The organism is Roseovarius amoyensis (assembly GCF_003260265.1).
Classification (GTDB): Bacteria; Pseudomonadota; Alphaproteobacteria; order Rhodobacterales; family Rhodobacteraceae; genus Roseovarius; species Roseovarius amoyensis.
Genome location: NZ_QITQ01000006.1, coordinates 56,311 through 70,630, shown reverse-complemented (window position 1 = coordinate 70,630; position 14,320 = coordinate 56,311). Strand labels below are relative to the sequence as shown.

The window sequence follows — 14,320 nt, the reverse complement described above, 5'->3', positions numbered from 1 at the left end:
TTGTCAGTTGGGTGTATTACCGGTGTCGCCCCCGGCCGCCAGCGCGGCCTGTTCCAGGGGCAGGTCGATTTCGTAAAAGGTATAGGACAGCGTGATCGTGTGCACGAACTTGGCGTCGCGGTCAGTGACGATTTCCGGATCGACGTAGAACGTCACCGGCATCTCGATCCGTTCGCCGGGCTGCAGCACCTGTTCGGTAAAGCAGAAGCACTCGATCTTGTTGAAAAAGCTGCCCGCCTCGAAGGGCGTGACATTATAGGCGGCCTGCCCGGCGATGGGCCGGTCGGTGGGGTTGTATGCCTCGTAAAAGGCCAGCCCGGTTTCGCCGATGCGCAGCTCTGTCTCGCGGACGAGGGGGCGGAATTCCCAGGGAAAGTCGCGGTCCTTGGACGCGTCGAAACGTATCTTGATGGTCTGGTCCAGCACCTCGCCCGGGGCGGCCACCTGGGTTCCGGTGGTGCCGCCATAGCCGGTGACCCGGCAGAACCAATTGTAAAGCGGTATCGACGCCCAGGCCATCGCCCCCATGACGACGACCACGCCCACCAGCCGCGTCAGCGTGCGGGTATTGGCATCCATCGCCATCAGTTGGCTTCCTCTGCTGTCGGCCGGGCGGCGCCTTCGTTGGTCACCTTGACGATGGTCAGCCCGAAAAAGAGCGCCACCAGCGCCCCCAGCACCAGCCCCAACCCCAGGTTCCTTGAAAACCGCCGCTTGTGCAGCTCGTGTTGCCGGGACAGCGCCATTACCAAACCCCACCCCAGAACGGCGCCGCCGCAGTGTCCAGCGCGATGGCGCCGAAATGCGCGAATAGATAGAACAGCGAATCGCGGAAGAACCGCTTTTCGACGCGATAACCGTCAGCCTCTGCCGCCGTCTCGTCGCGCCGCCAGATCGCCCAGGCCCCCCTGAGGAACAACGCGTTGAGCACGACAGCCACGGTCAGGTAGATCGGACCGCCCAGCGCGGTAAAGCCCGCGCCCAGTGCCAGCCCGGCCAGCAGCACGGTATAGACCAAGATATGCGTGCGCGTGACCCGGCGCCCGTGGGTGACGGTCAGCATCGGCACGCCGGCATCGTCGTAATCGCTCTTCATGAACAGCGCCAGCGCCCAGAAATGCGGCGGCGTCCACATGAAGATCAGCGCGAACATCAGCACCGCCTCGATGCCGATGCTGCCGGTCGCCGCGGCCCAGCCGATCATCGGCGGAAACGCCCCTGCGGCACCGCCGATGACGATGTTCTGCGGCGTCGAGCGTTTCAGCCACATCGAATAGATGACGACGTAAAAGAAGATGGTAAATGCCAGCAGCGCCGCCGCCAGCGCATTCGTGGCTAGCCACAGCAGGATCACCGCGAAACCGGCCAGCGCCATGCCGAAACCAAACGCCTCGGCCTCGGTGATGCGGCCGGTGGGGATCGGGCGGGCGCGCGTGCGCCGCATCACCCGGTCGATGTCAGAGTCCCACCACATGTTGAGCGCACCCGACGCACCGCCGCCCACGGCGATGAACAGGATCGCAGCGAAACCGACCAGCGGATGCACCGACACCGGCGCGGCGTAAAGCCCGACAAAGGCGGTGAACACCACTAGCGTCATCACCCGCGGCTTGAGCAGGGCAAAGAAGTCGGCAAAGCCGGCATCGCCCGCATCAGCGGTGGCGCTGCGAAGCCCTGCGTCGCTCATTCCCTTCTCCCCTCGTTGCAGATCGGCGGGCCGTCACAGGGCACGCATTCGCGGCCTTGTTCGCCCCCGCACCCTATACAGTTCAGTTGGCCGAGGCCACATCCACCGTGCGCGGCGTGCCGGCGTATTCTTCGATCGCGCCGTCAAGCCATTCGTCGTATTCCGCCTCGCTCACCACCTTGACGGTGATCGGCATATAGGCGTGGTCCTTTCCGCACAGTTCGGAACACTGGCCGAAATAGATACCTTCCTTTTCGGGCGTGAACCACAGCTGGGCGATCCGGCCCGGCACGGCATCCTGTTTCACACCGAATGCGGGGATGGTCCAGGAATGGATCACGTCGGCGCCGGTCACCTGCATCACCACGGTCTTGCCCACTGGCACGACGATCTGGGTATCGGTCGCCAGCAGGTATTCATCGGGCGAGTATCCGTAATCGGCGAGTTCCTCACGCGGCAACAGGAAGCTCTCGAACCCGAAATCATGATCGGTGTACTCATAACCCCAGAACCACTGGTAGCCGGTGACCTTGATGTTGATGTCGCCATCGGGGATCTCCTGCTGCTTGAACAGCACCGGCAACGAGAACGCCCCGATAAAGATCAGGATAACGATCGGCACCACCGTCCAGGCCACCTCGAGCGGCGAATTGTGGGTAAAGCGCGACGGCTTCGGATTGGCGCGACCGTTGAACCGCACCAGACAGATCAGCAGCAGCACGCAGACGAGCGCGACGATGGCGAAGATGATCACGTTGATCATTCCGTCGAGCCACTGCAGATCGCGCGCCAACTCGGTCGCGGCTGGCTGGAAACCCATTGCACCGTCGACCGGCTTGCCTATCGCCTGGCCCGTCTCCTGGGCCAGTGCGGGAAGGGCTGTCATCGCGGCCGTGGCGGCCATCAGGCTGGTAAGTCGTCGCATTTTGCACCCTGTTCCGGTTGCAGCGGTTTCCCGCCGCGTTAAGCTTCTGTCCGGCGATGCCGCGCGAAATCGTCGGCACCCCTTTGTATGCAGGCGGTAAAAACCATATTCTACCAGCACAGACAAGAAAGAGCATGCGGCCTGATGCCGCTTTTTTTGACATAGGTCAAAAAATAGTTTGCCGCCAGAGGTTCCGCCACAATCAAGGACGACCGCATGACCGACACCCCTTTCCGCCCCTTTGAGACCGATATCGACCGCGAAACGGCGCTGCTGCATCTGCGCGCGGCGACGGCAGGGGGCGACGACGGAGAGCTGTTTCTGGAACGCCGGAGGGCCGAATCGCTGGTATTCGACGACGGGCGGGTAAAGACCGCCTCTTACGATGCCGCGCAGGGGTTCGGGTTGCGCGCGGTCAACGGCGAAGTGGCCGGCTACGCCCACTCCACCGAGATTTCCGAGGCGGCGCTGGCGCGCGCAGTTGATACCGCACGGCTGGCGGTTGGCGCTGGCGGCGGGGTGATGGCGCCGCCGCCGCAGCGCACCAATACCCGCCTTTATACAGACGCCGACCCGATCGCCGGCGCGACCTTTCCCGCCAAGATCGACACGCTGCGCGAGATCGACGCCTTTGCCCGCGGACTTGACCCGCGCGTGGTGCAGGTCAGCGCCACCCTGGCCGCCGGGCTGCAGGAGGTCACGATCCTGCGCCCCGACGGGCGCGAGGTCACCGACACCCGCCCGATGGCGCGGCTCAACATCGCCGTCATCGTCGAGCAGGACGGACGCCGCGAATCGGGTCACGCCGGCGGCGGCGGGCGGATTGGCCTGGACGGTCTGCTTGACCCCGCCGACTGGCAGGGCAAGGCGCGAGAGGCGCTTAGGATCGCGCTGGTCAATTTGGGCGCCGAACCCGCGCCGGCGGGGGTGATGGACGTGGTGCTTGGCCCCGGCTGGCCCGGCATCCTGCTGCACGAGGCCATCGGCCACGGGCTGGAGGGCGATTTCAACCGCAAGGGCAGCTCGGCCTTTGCCGGGCTGATGGGCAGCCGCATCGCCGCGCCGGGGGTGACCGTGGTCGATGACGCCACCATCCCCGACCGGCGCGGCTCTCTCACCGTCGATGACGAGGGCACGCCGGGCGCGCGCACCGTCCTGATAGAGGACGGGATCCTGGTCGGCCTGATGCAGGACCGCCAGAACGCGCGGCTGATGGACACCGCCCCCACCGGCAATGGCCGCCGTGAAAGCCACGCCCACATGCCGATGCCGCGGATGACCAACACCCTGATGATGGGCGGCGATGCCGCACCGGGCGACCTGGTGTCCGAACTGAAGGACGGCCTATACGCGGTGGGATTCGGTGGCGGGCAGGTCGACATCACCAGCGGCAAGTTCGTCTTTTCCTGCACCGAGGCCTACAGGGTAAAGAACGGCAAAGTTGGCGCGCCCGTGCGCGGCGCCACGCTGATCGGCGACGGGGCGACGGCATTGCAACGCATTCGCGGGCTGGCGAATGACATGGCGCTCGACCCCGGCATGGGCACCTGCGGCAAGGCCGGTCAATGGGTGCCTGTCGGGGTCGGCCAGCCGACCGTTCTGATCGGCGGGTTGACGGTGGGCGGGTCGGCGGCGGGCTGAGCGCGGCGCGATTTCGTCTGTCTGGTTTACCGTGCATTAACCCTGCGTGCGCTAGGAGTGATTCCGTCAAGACGGCGGAGTCACGATGACCGAGGATACACATCCTTCCACTCACCCCCCACTCCCACCCACCACGGAAGATGACCGGGTGTCGTGGCTTCGCCTCTTGCGCTCTCGCCGGGTGGGACCGTCGACCTTTTACCGGCTGATGGCCGAACACGGCAATGCCGCCGATGCGCTGGCAGCCCTGCCCGAAATCGCCCGCACCGCCGGGGCGCGCGGCTATACCCCCTGCCCGCCCGAGGTGGCAGAGGCCGAAATTATTGCCGCCCGCGCGGCCGGGGCACGGATGATCTGCATTGGTGATCCCGCCTATCCCCCCGCGCTGGCCCAGGTCGCCGATGCACCGCCGCTGATGTGGGCGATGGGCGACATCTCTGTACTGTCGCGCCCGATGGTCGCGCTGGTCGGCGCGCGCAATGCCTCGTCGCTGGGGTTGCGAATGGCGCGCGCGCTGGCGGGCAGGCTGGGCGAGGCGGGCCATGTCGTTGTCTCGGGGCTGGCGCGCGGGATTGACACCGCGGCGCATCTTGCGGCGCGCGATACCGGCACCGTCGCGGTTCTGGCCAGCGGCGTCGACGTTGTCTATCCGGCCGAAAACGCTCGGCTGGGCGATGAAATCCTCGCCAATGGCGTGCGCCTTTCCGAACAACCCATGGGGCTGGTGCCGCAGGCGCGTCATTTTCCGTCGCGCAACCGCATCATCAGCGGGCTGGCGCAGGCGCTGGTGGTGGTCGAGGCGGCGGCCAGGTCGGGATCGCTGATCACGGCGCGGGCCGCGCTGGACCAGGGGCGCGACGTGCTGGCAGTGCCGGGCCACCCTTTTGACGCGCGCGCCGCCGGCTGCAACATGCTGATCCGCGACGGCGCAACGCTGGTACGGTCCGCCGCCGACGTGATAGAGGCGCTGCCGCAGGCCAAGGCACCGCCCGTTCAGCTTTCTCTGAACGAGGCGGCGGCGCGTAATGCCCTGACAGAGATACCGGCGCGCAACGCCGCGCCCGCGCCTGCGCGCGCCACCCGGTCGCCCGCGCCGGGCACGCCACCCGCGCCTGCACCTGACCGGCGCAACCCGCGCGAAACCGCCACGCTGCACCGCGACATTCTGAATCGCCTCGGTCCCTCGCCGCTGGCCGAGGATCAGCTGATCCGCGATCTCGCCGCGCCGGCGGCGACGGTCGCGCCCGCGCTGACCGAACTGGAACTCGACGGCAGGATCACCCGCCATCCCGGCGGCCTGCTGTCGCGCAGCGCCTGACCCTCGCGCCCTTCTCCGGCGAGTGCAGCGGCGTGCGACCCGGAAACCACCGGCGACACCGGCCAGCACGGTACGATTGACATTCCCGCTTGCACGCCCACATCCTGCCCGGCCATATGCGGTGGCCCGAGTCGCAAGGAGTTTTCATGCCAGTCGTCGTTGTCGAATCCCCAGCCAAGGCCAAGACCATCAACAAGTATCTGGGATCCGACTATACGGTTCTGGCATCCTATGGGCACGTCCGGGACCTGCCGCCAAAGGACGGATCGGTCGATCCCGATGACGGCTTTGCCATGAAATGGGAGATCGGCACCGACGCCCGCCCCCACGTCAAGGCCATCGCCGACGCGCTGAAGGACGACGACGAACTGATCCTCGCAACCGACCCCGACCGCGAGGGCGAGGCAATCAGCTGGCACCTGGAAGAGGCGCTGCGCAAGCGCCGCGCCATCCGCAAGGATACCAAGGTCAGCCGCGTCGTTTTCAACGCGATCACCAAATCCGCCGTCACCGAGGCGATGAAATCCCCCCGCAACGTCGACGAAGCCCTTGTCGATGCCTACCTTGCGCGCCGCGCGCTGGACTACCTCGTCGGCTTCAACCTGTCGCCGGTGCTCTGGCGCAAGCTGCCCGGCGCGCGCTCGGCCGGGCGGGTGCAGTCGGTCTGCCTGCGCCTGATCGTCGAACGCGAGATGGAGATCGAGGCATTCCGCCCCCGCGAATACTGGACCCTCACCGCCACGCTGGTCACCCCGCGCGGACAGGAATACCAGGCGCGCCTGGTCACGCTGGCGGGCAGCAAGCTCGACAAGTTCGACATCTCCGACGCCACCCAGGCCGAACTTGCCCGCGCCGCCATCGAAAGCCGCGACCTGACCGTCACCTCGGTCGAGGCCAAGCCCGCGAACCGCAACCCGGCGCCGCCCTTCATGACCTCAACCCTGCAGCAGGAGGCCAGCCGTAAGTTCGGCATGGGCGCGCGCCAGACCATGAGCGCGGCGCAACGGCTCTACGAGGCCGGGCTCATCACCTATATGCGAACCGACGGCATCGACATGGCGCCCGAGGCGGTGCACGCTGCGCGCGACGCCATCAAAGACCGTTTCGGCCCGCAATACGTGCCGAAGTCCCCGCGCATGTACAAGAACAAGGCCAAGAACGCGCAGGAAGCGCATGAATGTATCCGCCCTACCGACATGACCCGCGACGCCAGCGCGATCCGGATCTCGGACACCGATCAGCGGCGGCTTTATGACCTGATCTGGAAACGCACCCTGGCCTGCCAGATGGAGGCCGCCCGCCTCGAACGTACCACAGTCGACATCACCAGCGCCGACGGCCAGGTCGGGCTGCGCGCCACCGGCCAGGTGGTGCTGTTCGACGGCTTCCTCAAGATCTATGAAGAGGGGCGCGACGACAACGGCGACGATGGCGACAGCGCCCGCCTGCCCCAGATTGCCGAGGGCGAGCCGGCCGAAAAACGCGCGGTCAGCCCTGAGCAGCATTTCACCCAGCCCCCGCCGCGCTATACCGAGGCGACGCTGGTGAAAAAGATGGAAGAGCTGGGTATCGGCCGGCCCTCGACCTATGCCTCGATCGTCACAACGATCCAGGAACGCGAATATGTCCGCAAGGAAAAGAACCGCCTCATCCCCGAGGACAAGGGCCGCATCGTCACCCATTTCCTACTGAACTTCTTTCGCAAGTACGTGGGTTATGAATTTACCGCCGACCTCGAGGAAAAGCTTGACGTCGTCAGCGCCGGAGATGCCGACTACAAGCAGGTGCTGGCGGATTTCTGGCGCGATTTCTCGGCCGCCATCGCCGAAACGTCCGAGCTGCGCATATCCGAGGTGCTCGACAAGCTGGACGCGGCACTTGCGCCCACACTCTACCCCCCGCGCGAGGACGGCAGCGACCCGCGCATCTGTCCGCTGTGTGGCGAGGGGCAGTTGCACCTCAAGACCTCGCGCTCGGGTGGCTTCGTCGGCTGCTCGCGCTACCCCGAATGCCGTTATACCCGCCCCATCGGGGGCGAGATCGAATCCGGCGACCGGGTGCTGGGCGAGGATAATGGCGACGAGATCAGCCTGCGCACCGGCCGATTCGGCCCCTATGTCCAGCGTGGCGAGCCGACCGAGGAAATCCCCAAGCCGCCCCGCGCCAGCCTGCCCAAGGGCTGGAACGCGGACGACATGGACCTGGAACGCGCGCTCAAGCTGCTCAGCCTGCCGCGCGAGATCGGGCCGCACCCCGAGGACGGCGAACCGGTCGAAGCCGGCATCGGCCGCTATGGACCCTTCGTCCGTCACGGCAAGCTTTATGCCAACCTCAAGGAGGCCGACGAGGTCTTTACCATCGGCATGAACCGCGCGGTCGAGGTGCTGGCGCAAAAGGCCGCCAGCCGTGGCAAGGGGCGCGGCGCGGCGGCCAAACCGTTGAAGGAACTGGGCGAGCACCCCGAAAAGGGGGGCGCGGTCAATGTCATGGACGGCCGCTATGGCCCTTATGTGAAATGGGACAAGATCAACGCTACCCTGCCCAAGGGGGTCGAACCGGCCGACATGACGCTGGAAAAGGCCGTGGAACTGATCGCCGAGAAAGCCGCGAAAAAGGGCAAGGGCAAGAAACCGGCCGCGCGGCGCAAGACTGCCGCCGGGAAATAGACCCTGTCCGAGCGGGAATGAATGCCGCCGGCTGAGATGCCGGGGACCGGAAAGAAGCATGGGCAAACGTGCCTGTTGCTTCTTTCTGGTCGAAAATACCCAAACTCCCCCCTGGCCAACCGCACGACGCCCGATCCCCGGGGCAGGCGTTGACACTCATGCCCTGCCTGCCCCATATCGGGATGAAATTCAGGAGGGTTATCCATGAGCAAGATCTACGGGTCCGCAGCCGAGGCGCTCGACGGACTGTTGCATGACGGCATGCTGATCGCCGCAGGGGGTTTCGGCCTCTGCGGCATCCCCGAGCTGCTGCTCAAGACGATACAGGACTCGGGTGTGAAGGATCTGACCTTTGCGTCGAACAATGCCGGGGTTGACGATTTCGGTATCGGCATACTCCTGCAGACTCGCCAGGTGAAAAAGATGATGTCGTCCTATGTGGGCGAAAACGCGGAATTCATGCGCCAGTACCTGGCAGGCGAGCTGGAGATCGAATTCAACCCGCAGGGCACACTGGCCGAACGCATGCGCGCGGGCGGCGCCGGCATTCCCGGCTTTTACACCAAGACCGGCGTCGGCACCCAGGTGGCCGAGGGCAAGGAGCACAAGGATTTCGACGGCGAGACCTATATCCTTGAACGCGGCATCGTTGCCGACCTCTCGATCGTCAAGGCGTGGAAAGCCGACGAGACCGGCAACGCCGTGTTCCGCAAGACGGCGCGCAACTTCAACCCGCCGGCGGCGATGTGCGGCAAGGTCTGTGTGATGGAGGTCGAAGAGATCGTACCCGCAGGCAGCCTCGACCCCGACAACATCCACCTGCCGGGCATCTATGTGCATCGCCTGATCCAGGGCGACCACGAGAAACGCATCGAACAACGCACCGTTAGGGAGGCCTGAGACATGCCCTGGGACCGCAATCAGATGGCCGCCCGTGCGGCACAGGAACTGGAAGACGGGATGTATGTGAACCTCGGCATCGGGATTCCGACGCTGGTGGCCAACTACATTCCCGAAGGCGTGCATGTGACACTGCAATCGGAAAACGGGATGTTGGGCATCGGTCCCTTCCCGACCGAAGACGAGGTCGACCCCGACCTGATCAACGCGGGCAAGCAGACGGTCACCGAACTGCCCCACACCGCCTATTTCGACAGCGCAACCAGCTTTGCCATGATCCGCGGCGGCAAGATCGCCATGGCGATCCTGGGCGCAATGGAAGTGGCCGAGAACGGCGACCTGGCGAACTGGATGATTCCCGGCAAGCTGGTCAAGGGCATGGGCGGCGCGATGGACCTCGTCGCCGGCGTCGGCCGCGTGGTAGTGGTGATGGACCACACCAACAAGGCCGGTGTGCCCAAGCTGCTGAAGGAATGCACGCTGCCGCTGACTGGGACCGGCGTGGTCGATCGCATCATCACCAATCTCGGCGTGCTCGATGTCACCCACAAGGGGTTGCATATCGTGGAATGTGCGCCCGGTGTCACCCGCGAAGAGATGATCGAAAAGACCGAAGCCACGATCGTGTAGAACCCTGACTGACGGGCGCGGCCAGCGCCCATCAGTTGGCGGCGAGCCTCAGCGCACAGGCGTCGGTGATCAGTTGCGGCGGCGTCTGGCACAGGCCGCTGGCCACCCGAAAGGCGGCCAGCACCTTGGGGATATAGTCGCGCGTCTCGGCAAAGGGCGGCACCCCGCCATGCGCCCTGACAGCGCCTTCACCGGCGTTGTAGCCGGCGAGCGCCAGCACCGCGTCGCCGCCGAATTCATCCAGCAGCCAATCCAGATAGGCAACACCGCCGCGGATGTTCTCGGCCTCTGACAGGCTGTCGGTCACGCCGAACCGCGTGGCAGTATCGGGCATCAGCTGCATCAGCCCCTGCGCGCCCTTGCTGCTGGTGGCCCCGACCTGGCCGGCGGATTCGACCGCGATCACCGCCAACGCCAGTGCCGGCGAAACCCGTGTGCCGATTGTGGCGCGCAGGATGTCGGGTCCGTCGCGTGACGCGATGGATTGCATCAACTGCAGCCGAGGGGCGGCGACACGCGCGCCGTCCGGCCCCTTGTCCAGGAGGTCAAAGGCGCGCGACAGGCGCGCGGTGGGGTCGGTGTCTGCTGCGGTTTCCACCTCGGACCAGAACCAGCCATAGTGTGACGCCGGTGATGCGGCGCCCGGGCTTTCACCCTCTTCGGCCACCTCGTCGGCATCGCGCGCCCTGGGCAGCGGCTGGTCGCCGGGCTCGATCTGCACGGTGATGCGCTTGCCGGCGCCGGGTTTGGGCGGCTTGCCCATCTTGAAGGTAAAGTCGGGAAATGGCGGCGGGCTGTCGGCCACCGCACCCCCGGCCACCGCCAGAGCGGCTGCGAAAGCCACGAAGATCGGGAAACGGATCACTGCCTTGCCTCGGTTTCTTTTGCAGGAAGCATAATCGAAACAGTCCGTGATTTCACGGTGTTTATCCCCCGCCACCGAACAATAGCGCGGGTTATGATGCCCCAAAATCAGCCGAAATCACCGCAATCCAGAATTTTATTCAATTTTTTATTACGTGTTTTCAATATCTTAAACATATATCCGGGAAGGAAAATTCGATTCACAAAATGCCTCCAATGCTGCCAAATTCCTGCCCGATTCCACTGGCTATATCTCCCCATACCGCAACGGCGACGGGCCTTTTTTGAGAGAGGCGGCCCTGTCAACCCCCGGCGCGGTTGGAAACCGAACCACAGAGATCCTTTGGAGGGACCAACCATGATCAAGTTTATCAAAAAATTCCGCTCGGAAGAAGAAGGCGCCGTGACCGTTGACTGGGTCGTTCTGACCGCAGCTGTCGTGGGTCTGGGTGTTGCCGGTGTTGCCACCGTTTCCAACGGTGTTGACGCCCTGGCTACCAAGATCGAGACGGGCGTGACTGCCGGTTCCGGCGGAACTGGTGGCGTTGGCCTCCCGGATGCGGAGTGAACCATCGTCTGAACAATCAAGCCGGCTGCAAGACATCTGTCTTGCGGCCGGTTTTCTGTCTGCGGGCGGTAGATATTAACGGTTTGTGAAACAACTCCCTCTGGATGACGCGAGGTCGGCAGATCTTGACGCATCGAAAGGCGGGGGCGTCTTGGCAGATACTATCAAAGGGGCCGCGGTACGGTTCCGTACCCGCTGGCCTGACGGCCCGTTTCGCGCCCAATGGTGGGACGACAGCGGCACCGTCACTCTCGACTCGGTGGTGCGGAGCACCGCGATTATCAGCACGGCGCTCGGGACCGTCAGCCACATCTCCGGCGCGACCTCGTCGTTGTCGTCCAGGGTTCGCACCAGCGTCGCGAGCGAACCGGTTAGCATCGGGAACTGAGAGACCTGTCGCCCACGTCCGCGACGGAATCGAGAACAAGACCAGCGAGAGATCCCGCAAAGCTCCATCTGGGTTCCGTAATTTCGCCACAAAGACGAAGCAGGATGCCCGATGCGAAACCGGCCTACTCGGTGCCGGAAAAAACGAGCAGCATATCGGGAAGGATATTCCATGCGTTTGGTTTTTGGACTCGTACTGATACTGGGGATCGGTCTGGCCGGATTTGCCGTCTTCATGGCCAAGAACTATATCCAACAATATCAAGCCGAACTGGCCCAGGAACGCGCCAACCGCGATCCGGGAATCGACACTGTCGATGTTTATGTCGCCGCCAAGCCGCTGAAGTATGGCCAGAAGCTGGACATGGACGACGTGCGCCTGACGCCGTTCCCGCGCATGTCGCTGCCCGAAGGGGTGTTCCAGGTCAAAGAGGTGCTGTTCCCCGAAGGTCCCGCTGCACCGCGCCGGGTGCTGCGCGCGATCGAGCGGAACGAGGCCATCCTTGCCGTCAAGGTCACCGAACCTGGCGAAGAGGCGGGCATCACCTCGCAGCTGGGACCGGGCATGCGCGCCTTTGCCATCAAGGTCGATGTCTCCAGCGGCGTTTCGGGCTTTTTGCGCCCGGGCGACCGGGTTGACGTCTACTGGACCGGCAAGTCTGGGCAGCCCGTGCTCGAGGGCCGCGGTTCAGGCGGGGTCACCAAGCTGATTGAAACCAATGTACGGCTGATCGCGGTCGATCAGGTCGCCAATACCGACATCACCGAGGCGGTCATCGCCCGGACGGTGACCGTTTCGGCCACGCCGCAACAGGTCGCGTCGCTGGCGCAGGCGCAATCCACCGGCCGGCTGTCGCTGTCACTGGTGGGCGCCGAGGACGACAGCGTCGCCCAGGCGATCGAGGTCGACCAGCGCAGCCTGCTGGGCATCGAGGCACAAGTTATCGAGGCCGCACCCGCGAAAAAGGAGGTGTGCACCGTCCGCACCCGCCGCGGTGCCGAGGTGATCGAGACCCCGATCCCCTGCACCAACTGATCCGGAAAAACGAATTCGAGGCGGTGCCGTTCGCGGCGCCGCCTTTTTCATGCGCCCGGATCGGCGGCTCGCCCAGCGGGCAGAGCAGTCGGAAACCGGATGGGGAAATGGTTTCATTCGCGCAACGCCCGCGTGAAAATCGCTGTAATTTCGGCCAGAAACCCATTGATTCTTGCAAAATTTCTCGAATTGGCACATTCTCGCTCGAAAGGCGGGCGTCAAGACCCGACTGAATGAGGCGTGATCGGAAAGGCAGGTCACATGAAAATTCTGGGTTTTTGCAAGGCTGCCCTTGCCGGGTTGGTTCTTGCGTATGGGCCGATAGCAGCGCCCGCATCAGCGGAAACGCTGCGCGTCCTGCGTGAAGGGACATCGCAGGATCTGAGCATAACGATGAACCAGGCCGTGGTCGTCGAAAGCGACGTGCCATTCGCCGAGTTGAGCATCGCAAACCCCGCGATCGCCGATTTCTCGACCCTGTCGGACCGCACCATCTATGTGCTGGGCAAGACCCCGGGCCGCACCACACTGACACTGCTGGATGCGACCGGCCGGCTGATCACCAATGTCGATGTGCGCGTCAGCGCAGATGTGACCGAGTTCAAGGAACGGCTGCGCCAGATCCTGCCGCGCGAGGACATCGAGGTGCGCACCGCCAATGACGGCATCGTGCTGTCGGGCACCGTCAGCAGCACCACCAGGATGGACCGGGCGCTGGAGCTGGCTGAACGGTACGCGCCCGAACGGGTGTCGAACCTGATGTCCGTTTCCGGCAAGCAGCAGGTGATGCTGAAGGTCCGTTTCGCCGAGATGCAGCGCAGCGTGTCCAAGGCGCTGGGATCGTCGCTGTCGATCGACGGGCGCAACAGCTCTGGCCTGGGCGTGATCGGCGGCACCAACACCACCAACACGCAAGGATCGGTCCTGAACACCCTGTCCGGCGCCATCCCCAGCGTTCAGTCGAACAACGGCGCCATCGCGTTCGGTTTCGACGTCGGCTCGGTCGAGGTCGGCATCCTGCTGGAGGCGCTTGAAAACAAGGGCGTCGTACGCACCCTTGCCGAACCGAACCTGACCGCCCTTTCGGGGCAGGAGGCGACGTTTCTGGCGGGCGGCGAATTTCCTATTCCGGTGGCGCAGGACAACGGCACCACCACCATCGAATTCAAACGCTTCGGGGTCGAGCTGGACTTTACCCCGCGGGTCGTGGACGATGGCGTGATCAACCTGGAAATGGCGGCAGCGGTATCGTCGATCGACTCGGCCAACTCGCTGGTCGCGAACGGGCTGACGATCAATGCCTTCCGCCGGCGGGATACTTCGACCACGGTGGCAATGCGCGACGGGCAGAGCTTTGCCATCGCCGGGTTGCTGCAGGACGATTTCCGCGACACCAACGGCCAGGTTCCGTGGCTGGGCGACGTGCCGGTTCTGGGCGCGCTGTTCCGCAGCGCCGATTACCAGCGTTCGCAGACCGAACTGGTGATCATCGTTTCGGCGCATCTGGTGATGCCGACCTCCGGCGAGGCGCTGATCCTGCCGACCGACAGGATCCGCCCACCGACCGAGTCGGAGCTGTTCCTGCACGGGCGGGTCGCGGCAGATGCACAAGAGAGCCAGACCCCCGCCGGCGAAGTCGCCCGGCAGGATTTTGAAGGCTCCTACGGCTATGTGATGGATTGAGGGAACGGGTGCCGA

Annotated in this window: 13 protein-coding genes; 8 read left to right on the top strand and 5 right to left on the bottom strand. The window is 64.6% G+C overall.

Annotated elements, in window-relative coordinates; all coding sequences use genetic code 11:
• Positions 1–3: 3 nt before the first annotated feature.
• The 4 genes from DL899_RS07380 to coxB all read right to left on the bottom strand — a co-directional run bounded on the left by DL899_RS07380 (position 4) and on the right by coxB (position 2,612).
• Complete coding sequence (locus tag DL899_RS07380) at positions 4–585, bottom strand: cytochrome c oxidase assembly protein (protein ID WP_111733403.1); 582 nt, start codon at positions 583–585, stop codon at positions 4–6.
• Complete coding sequence (locus DL899_RS19590) at positions 585–746, bottom strand: hypothetical protein (RefSeq protein ID WP_204355268.1); 162 nt, start codon at positions 744–746, stop codon at positions 585–587. The genes DL899_RS07380 and DL899_RS19590 overlap by 1 nt, the downstream gene beginning before the upstream one ends.
• On the bottom strand, positions 746–1,687 hold the full coding sequence (gene cyoE / locus DL899_RS07375; RefSeq protein WP_111733401.1) for a heme o synthase: 942 nt from the start codon (positions 1,685–1,687) through the stop codon (positions 746–748). The genes DL899_RS19590 and cyoE overlap by 1 nt, the downstream gene beginning before the upstream one ends.
• Positions 1,688–1,769: 82 nt before the next feature.
• Positions 1,770–2,612, bottom strand: a complete 843-nt coding sequence (coxB, locus tag DL899_RS07370; RefSeq protein WP_111733400.1) for a cytochrome c oxidase subunit II — start codon at positions 2,610–2,612, stop codon at positions 1,770–1,772.
• A 216-nt stretch (positions 2,613–2,828) separates the two neighbouring features.
• Between coxB and tldD the strand changes: the two genes are divergently transcribed.
• From tldD to DL899_RS07345, 5 genes are all read left to right on the top strand, one after another.
• Positions 2,829–4,253: a metalloprotease TldD gene (gene tldD, locus DL899_RS07365; protein ID WP_111733398.1), complete on the top strand. Its 1,425-nt coding sequence runs from the start codon at positions 2,829–2,831 to the stop codon at positions 4,251–4,253.
• An 85-nt stretch (positions 4,254–4,338) separates the two neighbouring features.
• Complete coding sequence (dprA, locus tag DL899_RS07360; protein ID WP_111733396.1) at positions 4,339–5,571, top strand: DNA-processing protein DprA; 1,233 nt, start codon at positions 4,339–4,341, stop codon at positions 5,569–5,571.
• 146 nt (positions 5,572–5,717) lie between these two features.
• Positions 5,718–8,237 carry a type I DNA topoisomerase gene (gene topA / locus DL899_RS07355; RefSeq protein WP_111733394.1) on the top strand — a complete coding sequence of 840 codons (2,520 nt, stop codon included), beginning with the start codon at positions 5,718–5,720 and terminating at the stop codon, positions 8,235–8,237.
• A gap of 204 nt (positions 8,238–8,441) precedes the next feature.
• A complete protein-coding gene (locus tag DL899_RS07350) occupies positions 8,442–9,137 on the top strand; it encodes a CoA transferase subunit A (protein WP_111733392.1) in 696 nt (231 codons plus the stop codon).
• Between the two features lie 3 nt (positions 9,138–9,140).
• A complete protein-coding gene (locus tag DL899_RS07345; RefSeq protein WP_111733390.1) occupies positions 9,141–9,767 on the top strand; it encodes a 3-oxoacid CoA-transferase subunit B in 627 nt (208 codons plus the stop codon).
• A 31-nt stretch (positions 9,768–9,798) separates the two neighbouring features.
• Here DL899_RS07345 and DL899_RS07340 read toward each other — a convergent pair whose 3' ends face one another.
• Positions 9,799–10,629: a lytic transglycosylase domain-containing protein gene (locus DL899_RS07340; protein WP_239494641.1), complete on the bottom strand. Its 831-nt coding sequence runs from the start codon at positions 10,627–10,629 to the stop codon at positions 9,799–9,801.
• Positions 10,630–10,989: 360 nt separating this feature from the next.
• On the opposite strand from DL899_RS07340, the gene DL899_RS07335 reads away from it, so the two are divergent.
• From DL899_RS07335 to DL899_RS07320, 3 genes are all read left to right on the top strand, one after another.
• Positions 10,990–11,199: a hypothetical protein gene (locus DL899_RS07335; protein ID WP_111733388.1), complete on the top strand. Its 210-nt coding sequence runs from the start codon at positions 10,990–10,992 to the stop codon at positions 11,197–11,199.
• A gap of 559 nt (positions 11,200–11,758) precedes the next feature.
• A complete protein-coding gene (cpaB, locus tag DL899_RS07325) occupies positions 11,759–12,622 on the top strand; it encodes a Flp pilus assembly protein CpaB (protein WP_111733384.1) in 864 nt (287 codons plus the stop codon).
• A gap of 261 nt (positions 12,623–12,883) precedes the next feature.
• Positions 12,884–14,305, top strand: a complete 1,422-nt coding sequence (locus tag DL899_RS07320) for a type II and III secretion system protein family protein (protein WP_111733382.1) — start codon at positions 12,884–12,886, stop codon at positions 14,303–14,305.
• The last annotated feature ends 15 nt before the right edge of the window (positions 14,306–14,320 follow it).

What these genes read in the sequence shown, in the direction of transcription:
- tldD (WP_111733398.1), top strand. Translation starts at nt 2,829, where the DNA reads ATGACCGACACCCCTTTCCGCCCCTTTGAGACCGATATCGACCGCGAA.
- DL899_RS07335 (WP_111733388.1), top strand. Translation starts at nt 10,990, where the DNA reads ATGATCAAGTTTATCAAAAAATTCCGCTCGGAAGAAGAAGGCGCCGTG.
- DL899_RS07320 (WP_111733382.1), top strand. Translation starts at nt 12,884, where the DNA reads ATGAAAATTCTGGGTTTTTGCAAGGCTGCCCTTGCCGGGTTGGTTCTT.
- topA (WP_111733394.1), top strand. Translation starts at nt 5,718, where the DNA reads ATGCCAGTCGTCGTTGTCGAATCCCCAGCCAAGGCCAAGACCATCAAC.
- DL899_RS19590 (WP_204355268.1), bottom strand. Translation starts at nt 746, where the DNA reads ATGGCGCTGTCCCGGCAACACGAGCTGCACAAGCGGCGGTTTTCAAGG.
- cpaB (WP_111733384.1), top strand. Translation starts at nt 11,759, where the DNA reads ATGCGTTTGGTTTTTGGACTCGTACTGATACTGGGGATCGGTCTGGCC.
- DL899_RS07380 (WP_111733403.1), bottom strand. Translation starts at nt 585, where the DNA reads ATGGCGATGGATGCCAATACCCGCACGCTGACGCGGCTGGTGGGCGTG.
- coxB (WP_111733400.1), bottom strand. Translation starts at nt 2,612, where the DNA reads ATGCGACGACTTACCAGCCTGATGGCCGCCACGGCCGCGATGACAGCC.
- DL899_RS07345 (WP_111733390.1), top strand. Translation starts at nt 9,141, where the DNA reads ATGCCCTGGGACCGCAATCAGATGGCCGCCCGTGCGGCACAGGAACTG.
- DL899_RS07350 (WP_111733392.1), top strand. Translation starts at nt 8,442, where the DNA reads ATGAGCAAGATCTACGGGTCCGCAGCCGAGGCGCTCGACGGACTGTTG.
- dprA (WP_111733396.1), top strand. Translation starts at nt 4,339, where the DNA reads ATGACCGAGGATACACATCCTTCCACTCACCCCCCACTCCCACCCACC.
- cyoE (WP_111733401.1), bottom strand. Translation starts at nt 1,687, where the DNA reads ATGAGCGACGCAGGGCTTCGCAGCGCCACCGCTGATGCGGGCGATGCC.